The sequence below is a fragment of the Neisseria flavescens genome (genome assembly GCF_001618065.1).
Lineage (GTDB): Bacteria > Pseudomonadota > Gammaproteobacteria > Burkholderiales > Neisseriaceae > Neisseria > Neisseria flavescens_A.
On the sequence record NZ_LAEI01000005.1, the window covers coordinates 66,453 to 82,265 of the forward strand.

Consider the following 15,813-nt stretch of genomic DNA (forward strand, 5'->3'; position numbering starts at 1 on the left):
TGCTAAAACCTATGAAATCCCTAACGTTTGCACTTTGCATCAGCAGCCTGTTTTTAAGCATAACGGCTGTAATATTGCCCAAACTGGCAATCGCCTATCTCACACTGAGTGCATACGTTTTCCTGCTTTACTACCGAGACAAACAGCGCGCACGCAATCACGGCGGACGCATACCCGAAGCAAAATTGCACCTGCTCAATCTGCTTGGCGGCTGGCCGGGCGGTTATTGCGGCAGCCTCGCATTCAGGCACAAAACCAGCAAACTCAGTTTTGTCCGCACCTTCCGACTGACCGCCGCAACCAATACTGTCGCCACCCTCCTTCTGCTGGCAGACACCCTCAAACATTCAAACCAATAAGGAATTACCATGTCTTTCGCATTCTTCTTCCCCGGACAAGGCTCACAAAGCCTAGGCATGATGAACGGCTTTGCCGAGCAAGCCATCGTTAAAGCCACATTTGACGAAGCTTCCGCCGTATTGGGTCAAGACCTGTGGGCAATGATTAACGGCGAAGATGCCGAATTAATCGGACAAACCGTCAACACCCAGCCCATCATGCTGGCTGCCGGCATTGCCACCTATCGCGCCTACTTGGAAGCCGGAGGTAAAATCCCTTCCGTCGTTGCAGGCCACAGCCTCGGCGAATACACCGCCCTCGTCGCTGCCGGCGCATTGGATTTCGCAGATGCGGTCAAACTGGTTCGTCTGCGCGCCGAACTTATGCAATCTGCCGTACCGCAAGGCGTAGGCGCAATGGCCGCTATTTTAGGTTTGGAAGACGAACAAGTGAAAGCCATTTGTGCCGAAGCTGCACAAGGCGAAGTCGTTGAAGCCGTCAACTTCAACTCCCCAGGCCAAGTCGTGATTGCCGGCAACACTGCCGCAGTCGAACGCGCCATGGCCGCCGCCAAAGAAGCCGGAGCCAAACGCGCCCTGCCGCTGCCTGTTTCCGTACCCTCACATTGCAGCCTCATGCAGCCTGCAGCGGAAAAACTTGCCGAAGCACTGAAAGACATCACCATCAAACAACCGCAAATCCGTGTCATCCATAACGCCGATGTTGCCTCTTACGATGATGCCGACAAAATCAAAGATGCCTTGGTACGCCAACTGTACAGCCCGGTGCGCTGGACAGAAACCGTCAACGCGCTTGTTTCCGAAGGCATTACCGAATCCGCCGAATGCGGCCCTGGCAAAGTCCTCGCAGGCCTCGCCAAACGCATCAACAAAGAAGCCGCGTGCAGCGCATTGACTAATGCCGACCAAGTGGCTGCATTTATCGAAGCCCACTAAAACGTTTTCGGACGGCCTTATCCTGTCAGGCAAGGCCGTCTGAAAAATCAGCCCACCCCAATCCGAATACATTATGAAAAAAACCATTATTCTTGCCGTTCCCTACATGTACGGACTGGATCAATGTATCGAAAAAAATCTGCGTTTTCTTGGTTTTGATGTCATTAATCTGTGCTATGACGACCGAGATTCCTATTATCCGAACTTGGGCAGCAGACTCAAAAACCTCTACCACAAACACATCACCAAAGACGGCAACTATAAAAAATACCTCAAATACAGCCGCCACCTCGACGACATTCAGCAAAAATTGGCCTTGCTAAACGGCAAAAAAGCCGATTATGCGCTTTGTATCCGCGCCAATATTTACCCCAAAGAAATCATCGCCACCATCCGCGAACACAGCAATGTTTGCGTGAATTATCAATGGGATGGCGTAGGTCGATTTCCAGATATTATTGAATATTTGGATTATTTTGACCAATGCTGGGTTTTCGACCCCGACGATATTCAAAAATATCCGCAATGCCATTTCAAAGCCACCACCAATTTTTACTTTGACTTTCCCGTGGCGGAATATGCGCCCACCAACAAACTCTACTTTTTAGGCGGCTACGAACTCCGACGCGAAGAGCAAACCAAACGCTTTATCCAAGAAACCGAACGCCTCAGCCTACCCTTGGATTTTCATATCTACTGCAAAGACGACAGGGCTGAAAAAGCCTTCGGACACAACGGCATCCGCTATCTTGACCGCAGCAGCATCCTCAGCTTTGAAGAAAACCTCAGCCAAGTGCAAAGTTGCGGTGCAGTCGTCGATTTTGCACAATTCGAACATTACGGCTTATCATTCCGTATCTTTGATGCGTTGCGTTTCGATAAAAAACTGATTACCACCAACAAACATATCTTGGAAACCGACCTATACCACCCAGACCGCGTGTTCGTATGGGACGGCGGTAATTTAGACGCATTGCCTGAATTTTTGGCACGTCCGTATCAGCAACCTGCCCCTGAAATCAAAGCCTATTATTCGTTTACACAATGGCTAAACCGCCTGCTCGGCATTGATTAACCCTATTGCCTATGGCAAATATACCTGCCTGACAAAATATTATATTGAATACATTATGAGTAAGAAAAAAGTCATTCTCGCCATGCCGGAACTCTTCAAAATCCACGAACTCATTATTGAGAACTTGGAGAAATGCGGATTTGAAGTGCTGTCCCTGACCTATGAAGAAAAAGAGTTCAAATACAAAAATGTATTTCAACGGCTGAAAAAAATCTGGTATCGAAATATTCTTGGACAAAAAGACTTCAAAAAACGGACCATGTTCCGCGCCGTAGAAGAACGCCTCAATACCCTGTTAAGCGAACATCCCGAACAAGCGGATTATTGCTTCATGATTTGGCTGGGCGCCTATCCGAAAGACTTCATCGCCAAGCTCAGAGCGCATTCAAAATTAATGGTGTACTACAACTGGGAAGCCCTGACCTTCTTGAAAGAAGACTTCGACAACATCGAATTTTTCGACAAATTTTACTTTTTCGATCCGTTTGACCAAGGCAAACATCCTGAATACACCGAAAAACTCTTTCCAACCACCAGCTTCTACTTTGACAGCTTCAGGCCGTCTGAAAACCCGCAAAACAAAATCTTGTTTATCGGCTCGTACGCCGCCGACCGCAACAATGACATCCGTGCATTTTGCGAAGCTGCACGTTCAATCGGTTTAGAAATAGATTTCCGCTTGGCCAGCAAGAAAATTGACGAAGAAAAAGCGGCTTTAGGCATTCCAGAAGTCGAGTTCTTCTCATTTGAAAACGCCCTCTCCTATCGTCAAAACTTAGAAGAAGCGGCCAAATCCTCCGTATTGGTAGATTTCCTCAACCGCAAGCACTACGGCCTCTCTTTGCGGATTTTCGAAGCGATTGGATTGGACAAAAAACTGATTACGACCAATCCGACCATCGTACATTACGATTTTTATCACCCGAACAATATGTTCTACTGGGACGGAAGCAACCTTGAAGAACTCAAAGCCTTCCTGACCTTGCCGTATATACCGCTTGCCCCCGGCCTGAAACACAAATACAGCTTCAGCAACTGGATCAGCTGCGCATTTGATATTGAACCGAATATCCCTATCAGATTACCTGAAATCAATAGAGAAGTTGTGGAGAATTTAAATGTTTGATAGAGAAAAATTAGTATTAGAAACTGTTCATATCCGCAAACGAGAATTCATTGAACATCCGAAACATATTGTTTATGCAGCCGATCAAAACTATATCAAACACATCGGCACTGCGTTACTTTCTGTGCTGCAAAACAATACCAGTCCAATACATTTTCATTTGTTAGTTAGTGGTTCAGAAGGTTATGATTTTAATATTTTCGATCAAATTGAAACATCAAATCAAAACTACGCAATAAGCGTTTACCATTTAAATACAGAATACTTTTCTACCCTGCAGACTACCCATTATTTTACTATCGCTATGTATTACCGTATGAGTATCCCTTGCTTATTAAAAGGTATTGCTCATACTGCGCTTTATTTAGATACTGATGTACTGTGCTTGGGCAACATTGATGATTTATTTGAAATCGACATTTCAAATTCTTTGATTGCTGCCGTACCTGATGCAATCTTATACAGAGCATATATAAAACAACTCAATCAATTTGGTTTTACAGATACTGAGCCTTATTTCAACTCTGGGGTCATTCTATTCAATATTGACAAATGGAATGATATGGCAATAGATAAAATTTTGTCTGAAAAAATGCAAGCCGTAGAAAAACAGAATTTTAAACTCTCCTGTCCAGACCAAGATATTTTGAATTTAGCCTGTATAGGTCATGTACACTGGCTTTCAGAAAACTTTAACTGGATACATTGGCATCAAAAATACAGTGAATTAATCGACAATCCCAACAATATCCGCTTAGTCCATTTTGTTGGCCATATCAAACCGTGGCATCAATTAGGCTTCCACCCTGCATATGATCAATATTTTAAGAATTCCCCATGGAATAACGGATATCTAGAACAACCTCTATCAACTTGGTTGCCCTTTCCAAATCCTAAAAGGAAATTTAGACAAGCAGCCAAACGACTTTGGAAACAAGGACAAAAAAAGCAAGCATGGGCATACTACAAAGAATATTTATTACGCAGAATCAACAAACGACGGTATCAAGCACCCTCCCTAGGTAAATAAGGCCGTCTGAAACCATTTTTCCCAATCGCAATTAAGGAATAAAACATGAGTACACAAGATTTGAGCGGCAAAATCGCTTTGGTAACCGGCGCTTCTCGCGGTATTGGTGCAGCGATTGCCGATACTTTGGCTGCGGCCGGTGCAAAAGTTATCGGTACAGCCACCAGTGAGAGCGGTGCGGCTGCAATCGGCGAACGCTTGGCACAATGGGGCGGCGAAGGCCGTGCATTGAATTCTGCCGAACCTGAAACCATCGAAAACCTGATTGCCGACATCGAGAAAGAATTCGGCAAACTGGATATTCTGGTCAACAACGCCGGCATTACCCGTGACAACCTCCTAATGCGCATGAAAGAGGAAGAATGGGACGACATCATGCAGGTTAACCTCAAATCCGTCTTCCGCGCCTCCAAAGCGGTATTGCGCGGCATGATGAAACAGCGTACCGGCCGCATCATCAACATCACATCCGTTGTCGGCGTGATGGGCAATGCCGGCCAAACCAACTATGCGGCCGCAAAAGCAGGCTTAATCGGCTTCTCCAAATCTATGGCGCGTGAAGTCGGCAGCCGCGGCATTACCGTCAACTGCGTTGCCCCCGGCTTTATCGACACCGATATGACCCGCGCCCTGCCGGAAGAAACCCGCAAAACCTTTGAAGCGCAAACTTCTTTGGGCAAATTCGGTGAAGCGCAAGATATTGCCGATGCAGTCTTGTTCTTGGCTTCTGATCAGGCAAAATACATTACCGGTCAGACACTTCATGTCAACGGCGGCATGTTGATGCCTTAACCCGTTTGTTTATTTAAAGGCCGTCTGAATATTTCAGACGGCCCTTTTTTTTCAATCAAAACACTACTTTACATTCTATCTTGATATAATCTTAACAATCCGTTAGATAACGCTCGAAACAGTAAGTCCAAATAAGCATGATACGGGAAATCAAATCGCAGAAATGAAGTTCATTCTGTGCGTTTTTATTTGGGTTTGCTGTCGGTTTTCGACGTGTTTCAGACGGCCTATATAACAATAGCTACTTTTAACGAAAGGCCGCCCACTCTATGCACGAATTCTCCCTCGGTCCCATTGTCATTGTCCTGTTGGTTTCCGTCATTACGGTTATCTGCTGTCGCAAATTCAACATTCCTTCCATGCTCGGTTATCTTTTGGTCGGTTTTATTGCCGGTCCGGGTATGTTCAAACTGATTCCTCAAAGCCACGCCACTGACTATTTGGGCGAAATCGGCATTGTGTTCTTGATGTTCAGCATCGGTCTCGAATTCTCCCTGCCCAAACTCAAAGCCATGCGCCGCCTCGTATTCGGCTTGGGCGGTTTGCAAGTCATCATTACCATGCTCTCGATTATGGGCATTTTGATGGCAATGGGCACACCGTTTAACTGGGCGTTTGCCACTGCGGGCGCACTGACCATGTCGTCCACCGCCATCGTCAGCCGCATTCTGTCGGAGAAAACCGAACTGGGTCAGCCGCATGGTCAAATGGCCATGGGTGTTTTGCTGATGCAAGATATTGCCGTTGTACCGCTGATGATTCTGATTCCGGCACTTGCTGGCGGCAGCGAAGGCAACTTATGGGTAGAGCTGGGCTTGGCCGGTTTGAAAATGTTGCTGACCTTGGGCATTTTGTTTGTTGTCGGCAGCCGAGTGATGTCACGCTGGTTCAGACTGGTTGCCAAACGCAAATCGTCCGAACTCTTTATGATCAACGTTTTGCTGGTTACTTTAGGCGTGGCCTATCTTACAGAGCTTGAAGGCCTGTCTATGGCATTGGGCGCATTCGTTGCCGGTATGCTGCTTTCCGAAACCGAATACCGCATTCAGGTGGAAGACGACATCCGTCCATTCCGCGATATCCTGCTGGGCTTCTTCTTCATTACCGTCGGTATGAAGCTGGATATTCAGGCGCTGATCGGCAACTGGCAGCAAATCCTGATTTTGTTGGCAATCCTGTTGATTTTGAAAGCACTGGTCGTCTTCATCATCGCTTTGCGCATGAAAAACCCTGTGGGCGACAGCCTCAAAAGTGCGCTTTATTTGGCGCAAGGCGGCGAGTTCGGCTTTGTGATGCTGGCCATTTCCAGCAAAATCAATATGGTTTCGCCCGAATTGGAACAAGCAGCCACTGCAGCCGTCTTGCTCTCCATGATTGCCGCACCATTCATTTTGGGCAGCAGCGATGCCATCGTCAGCCGCTTCGTCAAATCCGACTGGGACATGAAAGCCTTGGACTTACACTCCATGCTGGTGGAAACCATGAGCAAATCCGAACACGTCCTGATTATCGGTTTCGGACGCGGCGGTCAATCGGTTGCCCGTGTATTGGCGCAAGAAGGCATCCCCTACTTTGCCCTTGACTTGGACATTGCCCGCGTACAAGTGGCACGCAACGCAGGCGAACCGGTTTCCTTTGGCGATGCCAAACGCCGTGAAGTCTTGGAAGCCGCCGGCTTGGGACGCGCCAAAATGGTGGTCATCACACTGAACAATATGCACGAGACCCAACATGTTCTCGGCAACATCATGTCCATGCATCCGAGCATGCCGGTTTATGTTCGAGCCACCAATGACGATTACGTCAAAACCTTTACCGAAATGGGTGCGGAAGAAACCGTCTCCGATACCAAAGAAACCAGCCTGGTGCTGGCAAGCTATGCCATGTTGGGTCACGGTCTCTCTTACAACCATGTTTATCAAACCATAACCCATATCCGTCACAGCCGCTATGCATCTTTGCAAGACTTGTTTGTCGGCAGTGATGATGACAGCTTCTCCGACGAAGACAGCAAGGCCGTCTGCCGCCATGCCTTCCCATTACAAGGCGAGGCACACGCCATCGGCAAAACCATCCGTGAATTGCCATTGGCGGCGCATTATCTGAAACTATTGTTTATCCGCCGCAATACCGGGAAAATCCAAGACCTTGACCCTGATTTCGTTTTGGAAAACGGTGATATTTTGGTTGTCGCAGGTAAGCAAGAAGAAATTATTTCCTTTGAAAACTGGTGTTTGCAGGGAGATATCTAATTATCGGCAAATAAATCTTGCGCGCATCAGGATTTTTTGGTTTAATAGCGTCTTCGCAATTTTGCGCATGGGTGATTAGCTCAGTTGGTAGAGCGTCTGCCTTACAAGCAGAATGTCGGCGGTTCGACTCCGTCATCACCCACCACTTTCCTTTTCATTGTCTCTGACAGTGGATGCGCGGTGGTAGCTCAGTTGGTTAGAGTACCGGCCTGTCACGCCGGGGGTCGCGGGTTCGAGCCCCGTCCGCCGCGCCATTAAGTTAAAAGTAAAAAATACCGGTTTTTACCGGTATTTTTTTCGTCTGTACCCTATGCCTTTTCATAAAAAATCCAGCTATTTTAGATAAAATAAAACAGGGCAACGCAATAAAGCAGACATACGGTTTAAACCCTGAAAGACCATCCATCTCAAGCGGATTCACACCAAACGCTTATCCATTAAATCCCTATATCATCTATTCAAAATAGACATAAATACTTGCCTCCCCTTCTTACACAAAGGCCGTCTGAAAACGCCAATACATTTTCAGACGGCCTTTTTTAGCTTATCAAGCCTGATACCTAATCATGCAGGAGACCTTAGCATCAATCCAATGTTCGCCACCGGGCTGAACAATTTTAGACACCAGCTTATCCAAGTCGCGTAAATAATCGGTTGATTTCTGGCTGTTGATAATGACGACAACCAACAACGGCTTTTCGCCCAACCAATACCCTGCCAATGCGCGGACATCTTTAAGCGTACCGGTTTTAAGGCGCAGGTTTTCACCCGGCTGTTTCAAGCGTGTTTTAAGCGTACCGTCTTTACCGGCAATCGGCAGCGTACTGATAAACTCGTTTTTAAACGGGCTGAAGTAGGCTTTTTCCAACATTTGCGCCATCATGCGCGCATTGAGCCGTTCTACGCGGGACAGGCCTGAGCCGTTTTCCAACACCAGCCCTTCCGTATTGATACCGGCGACCGCCAGCTCACTTTTTACGATAGACGCGGCCTTAGTCTGCGCCAACTTGTAATCAGACATATTTCCGGCAAATTTAAGGAAAACCGAACGGGCAATCAGATTATTGGAATGCTTGTTCATATCGGTGAGGATATCGGTAAGCGGTTTGGATAGATGGCTTGCCAACACATGTGCATCATGAGGCGCGACACCTGTCGTCAGGCCGTCTGAAACCGTGCCGTCTTGTTGACGCCATTGGTTCACAAAACTTTTGCCGACATATTCTTTCATGCTGTACATATTCAGATACAGTTCTTTGCCCAAGCAGCTTTCCGGCAGCTTACCCGATACGGTCAGCGTATTGTTTTTATAGGAAGTCTTCATGTGGTTTTTTAAAACACTGCACTTCCCTTCTTTATTCTCAAGCGTCAATTTGTTTTGAATGTTCAGATTCGGCAGCGGCGGATTGGTACGGATGACCAAGCTTCCGTCTCCTTCTTTTTCAGCACGCAGTTCAACGGTTTTATACGCCAACATATTAGGATCGGGCGGTGTCATAAAGCTTTCGGCAGAATCGGAAGCAAAATCATCCGGATTCTTCACATCGCCCCACAGGCTGCGGTCGAGTATCAGATGTCCGTCAATATGGCGCATGCCCTTATCGCGCATCTGTTGCTGCATTTGCACCAAATCATGCTGGTCAAACACAGGATCGCCGCTCCCCACCCAATACACATTGCCTTTCAGCGTATCACCTTTGATTGTGCCGTTGGTTTTAAACTCGGTTTTCCAACGATAATCACCGCCCAACATACGAAACGCGGTAAACGCCGTTACCAGCTTCATGGTCGAAGCAGGATTGCGCAATTCATCGGCACGGTGTTCGGCAATCACTTTGCCGCTGTCCAATTCCTGCACATAAACAGAAATTTCATTTTCAGGAATACGCCCGAAATCCAAAGCCCATGACGGACAAACCGCCACCATCAGGCTGATTGATAAAATACTTTTCAACTTCATTATGTTACAAAAATCTTATAAATTCTTACGAGGTACTTAGGCCATCTGAACGTTTCAGACGGCCTTTTATTTATTTCTGATGCGCTTTCAAACGTAAAGCAAACATAACGACCACAACACCGACAACCAAAGCGCAACCCATCGCCAAATGGATACCGTCCAGCATTGCCTGTTGCGGCATATCTGCGTTGGAAAGTTTCTCGCCGATATTGGTCTCACCGACAAAAAATGCCGCGCCGATGGCACCGGCAATCGGGTTGATGGTGGTCAGAATCGCCGCACCGTGCGGATTGAGCGTTTTCGGCAACGCGTTCAGACCATGAGTTTCGCCGGTTACACAAGCAGACACGGAAAGCGCCAACAGCGTAAACATCGCCGTCAACATCACCACTTGCGTATCAATCCGCAAAAACAGCCACAATACCGCCAGCGACACCACCAGCATCACTGTTGCCGGCAAAACGACGAAGAGGCCGCCCTTTTTGTCCAACAATTTGCCGAACAACGGCGCAGCAACTGCTTGGGCAATACTGGCAGGCATCAGAATCAGGCCGGTTGCCGTACCGGTCAGCATCAACACTTGCTGCGTGTACATCGGCACCATCAGCTCCAAGCCCAAAAACAGGAATATCGCACCGGCCAAAATCACAACACAACATCTGAACTGTTTGTATTCAAACGCACGAAGGTTCAACAACGGCGTAGCCAAACGGAACTGACGATGCGCAAACCAACCCACCAGCACAACGGAAGCGGCAAAGAGCAGGATAAATTCCAGCAGCGGCATATGGGCAAAATTACTGCTCGCATAAACTAGCCCGCCGAAGCCCGCAATCGATAGTACAGCCGACAACATATCAATTTTCGGACGGCTGATGTTACTCAAATTGACCGTCAAATATTTGCCCACCAGCACCATCGCCGCCAACATAAACGGCGCGGTAAAGCCAAACAGTACGCGCCAATGCGTATGGTCGATGATGATGCCCGACAGCGTCGGCCCCATTGCAGGCGCGGCGGTAAACATCATGGTGATGACGCCCATCGCCGTTCCGCGCTTGTTGGGCGGAAAAATCGACAACACGCCGTTAAACAGAAGCGGGACAAAAAACGCGGCAGACACTGCCTGCACCATCCGACCGACCACCAATACGCCAAACGTCGGTGCAAACGCGCAAATCAGTGAGCCAGCTAAAAACGTCGCCTGCGTAAACAGCACCATTTTGCGTGTTTCAAACCATTGAATCACGCCTGCCGTAATCGGCGTAAATGCCCCCATGACCAGCAGAAAACCCGTCGTCAGCCATTGGACCGTGGTCTTATCGACACCGAAATCTTTCATAATCGGCGTGAGCGCGACATTCAGCAGCGTATCGTTGAGATAGCCGAAAAATGCGCCGATGAATAAGGTGGCGACAATGGTTTTAGCAGGAAAGTCGGGATTGTCGGCGTAGTATTCGTGTGCCGTTTCGCCCTCTTGCGAATCAGAAGCGTGCATAATAATTTGAAATATCAGCGAAACCGTTATTTTAGCATAAACCATTTTGACAGGCCGTCTGAAACCTTGACCGCTTCCCCAGATAACACTAAAATTTAGAATTGTTTTCATTTTTATTATTAAACAGGAGAAAAACATGTCAAAGAAAGTCAGCATCTTGGTCGGCAGCCTGCGTAAAGGCTCGTTCGCACGAAAAGTCGCACAAAACGTCATTTCCATGTTCCCCGAAGGCTACGAAGCGCAAATCGTCGAAATCGGCCATTTGCCTTTATACAACTTCGACTACGACGATCCTGCCGTTACCGACTTCCCTACTCCGTCCAGCTATACCGAGTTCCGTGAAACCATCAAAGCCTCTGCCGGCGTATTGTTCGTGACTTCTGAAAACAACCGTACCCTCCCAGCATGCCTGAAAAACGCCATCGACATCGGCTCCAAACCCAATGCCGATGTTGCCTGGAAAAAAACACCGGCCGGCATCATCAGCCATTCTGTCGGCAAAATGGGCGGTTATAGCGCGCAAAAAAATCTGCGCCTTGCCCTCTCATATTTCGATATGCCGCTGACCGGCCAACCGGAAGTGTTCCTCGGCAACTCTCCAACCCTGTTTGACGACAACGGCCAGCTCATCGAATCTGCGCGCGGCTTTGTTCAAGGCTATATCGACCAATTGGTTGCCTTGATTGAGAAAAACCCTAAATAATCGGGATTGAAGCATACAGGCCGTCTGAAAACCGAATTTCAGACGGCCTCTTCTTTTGCAAAAAATCAGTTTTTCGATAGTTCCTAAATTTTTACTAATTGAGTGCGGTTATAATCACTATCCACCCATCCTCCGGAGAACTTCCATGCGCGTATTATTGGTTGAAGACGATGCCATGATTGCCCAAGCCGTCAGTGCCAACCTGAAAGACACCGGCTACGCTGTCGATTGGGTCAGCCGCGGTTCGGAAGTTGCTGCAGCAGTGGCGGCGCAGGCATACGATTTGCTGCTCTTGGATTTGGGTTTGCCCGGCAAAGACGGTTTGGACGTATTGGCGCAAATCCGCAACGGCGGCTGTACCGTTCCCGTCTTAATCGTGACCGCGCGCGATGATTTGCACAGCCGTCTTAACGGCCTGGACGGCGGCGCAGACGACTACATCGTCAAACCCTTCGACATGGCTGAACTGCAAGCCCGTATGCGCGCCGTATTGCGCCGACACGGCGGACAGGCGCAAACGCTGCTGACCAACGGCATCATCACGCTCAACCCTTCCACCCATCAGGCGGAAGTAGTCGGGCAGGAACAGGCCATCATGCTCAGCAACAAAGAATTTGCCGTCCTCCAAGCCCTGCTGCTGCGTCCGGGCATGATTCTGTCGCGCAGCGATTTGGAAGATAAAATCTACGGCTGGGGCGAAGAAGTCGAAAGCAACGCCGTTGACTTCCTGATTCACGCCTTACGCAAAAAACTCGGCAAAGAAGCGATTCAAAATGTCCGCGGGGTCGGCTGGCTGGTTGCTCAAAACAACCAGGCCGTCTGAAAAACCACAACAATATCAACACATAAACCATGCAACGCCTTATCCACACCATCAAACAATCTCTGCAAGTCAAGATCAGCCTCGCCCTGATCTGTATGCTCCTGCCCCTCTCCATTCTTGCAGGCATATTTTCATATTACGATACTTATCACGAGACCCAAGAGGTTCAAGACGACCTGTTGCGCCAAGTCGCGAACTATCTCGACCCGAGCGATGCCGATGACGAGAATCACTCGCTCGACAACGACAACAAGATTTCCGTTCAATTTCCCAATACGCCCAACCCCATTGTCAGCCTACCTGAGAAGATTTCAGACGGCCTGCACACCATTCAGGCCGATGACGACGACGATTACTACCGCGTTTATACCCGCACCACCAAGCAAGGCCGCATCGCCGTCATGCAGGAAAGCGACTACCGAGAAGAGCTGGCCGAAATGGCCGCCGTGCAGAGCATCCTCCCCATGCTCCTCGCCCTGCCCCTGATTATCCTGCTTACCGTCTGGATTACCCACCGCGCCATGCATTCCATCAAAACCCTGTCCAACGATTTGGAACAGCGCCAAATCAACGACCTCTCGCCGATGGACACGCAAAACATTCCCAGCGAAATCCAAGGCTTTGTCATCGCCATTAATAACCTGTTGCAACGTACTGACGAAAACGTCCGCCAACAGCAACGCTTTATCGCCGATGCCGCACACGAATTGCGCAGCCCCATGACCGCCCTTTCCCTTCAGGCAGAGCGGCTCAACAATATGCAGCTGTCTGCCGAAGCGCGCGAGCAGTCCGCCCTGTTGCAACAAAGCATACTGCGCAACCGCCACCTGCTCGAGCAACTCCTTTCCCTCGCACGCGTCCAAGCACCCGAAACCCAACGCCCTAAAACCTTGATCAGCCTGCAAAACCAGTTCCGCCGCGTCTTGCAGGAACTCATGCCGCTGGCGCTGGCCAAAGGTCAAGATATCGGCGTTGCCGTTGAAAACGACTGCCAAATCCACGCCGACGACACCGAAATCTACACCCTCATCAAAACCTTTACCGACAACGCCATCCGCTACACCCCTAAAGGCGGCCGCATCGATTTGGGCTTTGATGAAACCGCCGAATACCTCAACATTTGGGTGGAAGACGACGGCCCCGGTATTCCCCCAAGCGAACGCCAACGCGTTATCGACCCCTTCTACCGCATTCTCGGCACCGAACAACAAGGCACCGGCTTGGGCCTGTCCATTGCAGACACCATTGTCAAACGCCATCAAGGCCGTCTGAAACTGGCCGACAGCCGACGCTTTGACAGCGGCTTGTTGATTATCGCCGAGTTGGATAAAAAGACGCTTTAAATGATTGACCTGCCCAAATTGGTTTATCTAACTTTAAGCCGATGAATCAAAACGCTTAAAAAACCAAAGGCCGTCTGAAAATGACTTTCAGACGGCCTTTTTACATTTTAAAGCAAACCTCATCCATTCTTCACAAATACGGCTGCAAGGTTTGGCGGAGGATTTCCATATCGGTAATTTCGGTGATATTGGCTTTGCCCAAGTATTCCAAACCGACAAAACGCATGATACCGCTGCTGACTTTTTTGTCGTGGCTCATGTGTTCAATCCATTTTTCAAAGGAGAAAACAGGCGGCGCAGACGGGAGGGAGGCAGCTTCCATTAAAGCGGCAATACGATCGGTATCGGCTTGTTGGGTTTTGCCCAAAATTTGCGACAAATGGGAAGCGAGGACGCAACCGGCGGCAACAGCTTCGCCGTGCAGCCATACGCCGTAACCCATTTCAGCTTCGATGGCATGGCCGAAAGTATGGCCGAGATTAAGCCATGCGCGGATACCCTGCTCGGTTTCATCTTGGGCAACAATATCGGCCTTCATTTTGCAGCAATGATAAACGGCTTCTGCCATTTTTTCTTGGTGTTGCACCATCAGGTCGGCCATATTCTCTTCCAACCAAGCAAAAAATTCGGCATCGCCCAATGCGCCGTATTTGATGACTTCGGCCATGCCTGCAGAAAGTTCGCGCTGCGGCAGCGTTTGCAGGGCGGTCAAATCGGCCAGCACGGCTTGCGGCTGGTAGAACGCGCCAATCATGTTTTTACCGAGCGGATGATTGATGGCGGTTTTACCACCGACCGAGGAATCGACCTGACTGAGCAATGTGGTCGGCACTTGGATAAAAGGTGCGCCACGCTGATAAGTCGCCGCGGCAAAGCCGACCATATCGCCTATCACGCCGCCGCCCAAAGCGATTAAAGTGGTTTTGCGCTCGGCACGGTTTTGCATCAAGCCATCGTAAATCAGGTTGAGCGTCTGCCAGTTTTTATATTCTTCGCCGTCGGGAAGGATAATGCTGAAATGCGGCACGCCCAGTCTGTCTAAGGCCGTCTGAAGCTGTTTGAGATAAAGCGGCGCAACGGTTTCGTTGGTAATGATGGCTGCTTTTTTGCCTAAATAGGGCTGAAGCAGCGTATCGGCCTGCTCAATCAGTTTATGCCCAATAAAGATGGGGTATTGATGGGACGGGGTTTGGACAGTCAGTGTGCGCATAGTATTCCTTTGCAAAGCGTATTTATTCGCCTAAAGCCTGTATCAGGCGTTTGAGCGTTTTGTGACAGCTGTCGGATTCGATGACGAGATGGGCGGTTTGACGGTACAGCGTATCGCGTTGGTCATACAGCTCTTGCAGTTTGGTCAAAGGGTCGGCAACTTGCAACAGCGGCCGGTTGCTGTCGTAACGGGTACGCTCCAGCAAGGTTTCGGGGATGGCATGCAGATAAACAACCGTGCCGTTTTGGCGCAAAAATCTGTCTGTTTTCACTGCGTAATACGGAGCCGCCACCGGTCGATAAAACGATATTGCGCCGGGAAGCGAGCTTCTTCAACATATTGGTTTCGCGGGTTTCGGAAGCCTTCCTCCCCTTCCATCTCAAAAATGGTCGGAATGGATACGCCCGAAGAAGTGCAGATTTCGTAGTCGCTGTCGTAAAACGGGCAATTCAAACATTTGGGCTAAGCTGCTTGCCCAAAGTGGTTTTGCCCGCGCCCCATCAGCCCGATTAAAATTAATTGCCGTTGATTTTTTCCATGAGGGTCAGTTTTATACGATATGGTTGGTTTCGTGGAAAAGTTCGTTGGTTTTCAGACGGCCTAGAACGAAAGGCTGTCTAGGAAAACGAAAACGAGGACATTACCTTTGCAGATATGTCTTTTTTGCTAGTCTTAAAATACTAATAACGCAGTACTTGTTACCCTA

At 48.8% G+C, this 15,813-nt stretch carries 13 protein-coding genes, 2 tRNA genes and 1 pseudogene; 12 read left to right on the top strand and 4 right to left on the bottom strand.

What is annotated here, in order from left to right:
* Nucleotides 1-74: 74 nt before the first annotated feature.
* The 9 genes from TW89_RS01945 to TW89_RS01985 all read left to right on the top strand — a co-directional run bounded on the left by TW89_RS01945 (nt 75) and on the right by TW89_RS01985 (nt 7,824).
* On the top strand, nt 75-359 hold the full coding sequence (locus TW89_RS01945) for a DUF1294 domain-containing protein (RefSeq protein ID WP_283114258.1): 285 nt from the start codon (nt 75-77) through the stop codon (nt 357-359).
* 9 nt (nt 360-368) lie between these two features.
* Entirely contained in the window at nt 369-1,295 is a 927-nt protein-coding gene (fabD, locus tag TW89_RS01950; protein ID WP_128580378.1) for an ACP S-malonyltransferase, read from the top strand.
* 73 nt (nt 1,296-1,368) lie between these two features.
* Nucleotides 1,369-2,370: a hypothetical protein gene (locus tag TW89_RS01955; RefSeq protein ID WP_128580379.1), complete on the top strand. Its 1,002-nt coding sequence runs from the start codon at nt 1,369-1,371 to the stop codon at nt 2,368-2,370.
* Between the two features lie 55 nt (nt 2,371-2,425).
* Nucleotides 2,426-3,496, top strand: a complete 1,071-nt coding sequence (locus TW89_RS01960) for a hypothetical protein (protein ID WP_128580380.1) — start codon at nt 2,426-2,428, stop codon at nt 3,494-3,496.
* The gene (locus TW89_RS01965) at nt 3,489-4,526 is read left to right on the top strand and encodes a glycosyltransferase family 8 protein (protein WP_128580381.1); all 1,038 of its coding nucleotides are present in this window, start codon (nt 3,489-3,491) and stop codon (nt 4,524-4,526) included. The genes TW89_RS01960 and TW89_RS01965 overlap by 8 nt, the downstream gene beginning before the upstream one ends.
* A 45-nt stretch (nt 4,527-4,571) precedes the next feature.
* Nucleotides 4,572-5,318 (top strand): 3-oxoacyl-ACP reductase FabG, encoded by a 747-nt coding sequence (gene fabG / locus TW89_RS01970; protein ID WP_004520427.1) that lies wholly within the window; start codon nt 4,572-4,574, stop codon nt 5,316-5,318.
* A gap of 269 nt (nt 5,319-5,587) precedes the next feature.
* A complete protein-coding gene (locus TW89_RS01975; RefSeq protein ID WP_128580382.1) occupies nt 5,588-7,570 on the top strand; it encodes a monovalent cation:proton antiporter family protein in 1,983 nt (660 codons plus the stop codon).
* Between the two features lie 69 nt (nt 7,571-7,639).
* A tRNA-Val gene (locus tag TW89_RS01980) sits at nt 7,640-7,715 on the top strand.
* 32 nt (nt 7,716-7,747) lie between these two features.
* A tRNA-Asp gene (locus TW89_RS01985) sits at nt 7,748-7,824 on the top strand.
* 293 nt (nt 7,825-8,117) lie between these two features.
* Here TW89_RS01985 and dacB read toward each other — a convergent pair.
* Together dacB and TW89_RS01995 are read right to left on the bottom strand one after the other, a co-directional pair.
* Nucleotides 8,118-9,530: a D-alanyl-D-alanine carboxypeptidase/D-alanyl-D-alanine endopeptidase gene (dacB, locus tag TW89_RS01990; protein WP_128580383.1), complete on the bottom strand. Its 1,413-nt coding sequence runs from the start codon at nt 9,528-9,530 to the stop codon at nt 8,118-8,120.
* 70 nt (nt 9,531-9,600) lie between these two features.
* Nucleotides 9,601-11,028, bottom strand: a complete 1,428-nt coding sequence (locus TW89_RS01995) for an MFS transporter (protein ID WP_128580384.1) — start codon at nt 11,026-11,028, stop codon at nt 9,601-9,603.
* A 136-nt stretch (nt 11,029-11,164) separates the two neighbouring features.
* On the opposite strand from TW89_RS01995, the gene TW89_RS02000 reads away from it, so the two are divergent.
* The 3 genes from TW89_RS02000 (at nt 11,165) to TW89_RS02010 (ending at nt 13,897) form a co-directional block, all read left to right on the top strand.
* Complete coding sequence (locus tag TW89_RS02000) at nt 11,165-11,731, top strand: NADPH-dependent FMN reductase (RefSeq protein ID WP_128580385.1); 567 nt, start codon at nt 11,165-11,167, stop codon at nt 11,729-11,731.
* A 145-nt stretch (nt 11,732-11,876) separates the two neighbouring features.
* Nucleotides 11,877-12,554: a response regulator gene (locus tag TW89_RS02005; protein ID WP_070607137.1), complete on the top strand. Its 678-nt coding sequence runs from the start codon at nt 11,877-11,879 to the stop codon at nt 12,552-12,554.
* A 29-nt stretch (nt 12,555-12,583) separates the two neighbouring features.
* Entirely contained in the window at nt 12,584-13,897 is a 1,314-nt protein-coding gene (locus TW89_RS02010; RefSeq protein WP_128580386.1) for a sensor histidine kinase, read from the top strand.
* Nucleotides 13,898-14,027: 130 nt separating this feature from the next.
* Here the strand turns inward: TW89_RS02010 and aroB are convergent, their stop codons facing one another.
* On the bottom strand, nt 14,028-15,107 hold the full coding sequence (gene aroB, locus TW89_RS02015; protein WP_128580387.1) for a 3-dehydroquinate synthase: 1,080 nt from the start codon (nt 15,105-15,107) through the stop codon (nt 14,028-14,030).
* A gap of 22 nt (nt 15,108-15,129) precedes the next feature.
* A pseudogene (locus tag TW89_RS02020) lies at nt 15,130-15,608 on the bottom strand (shikimate kinase).
* Nucleotides 15,609-15,813: the final 205 nt, after the last annotated feature.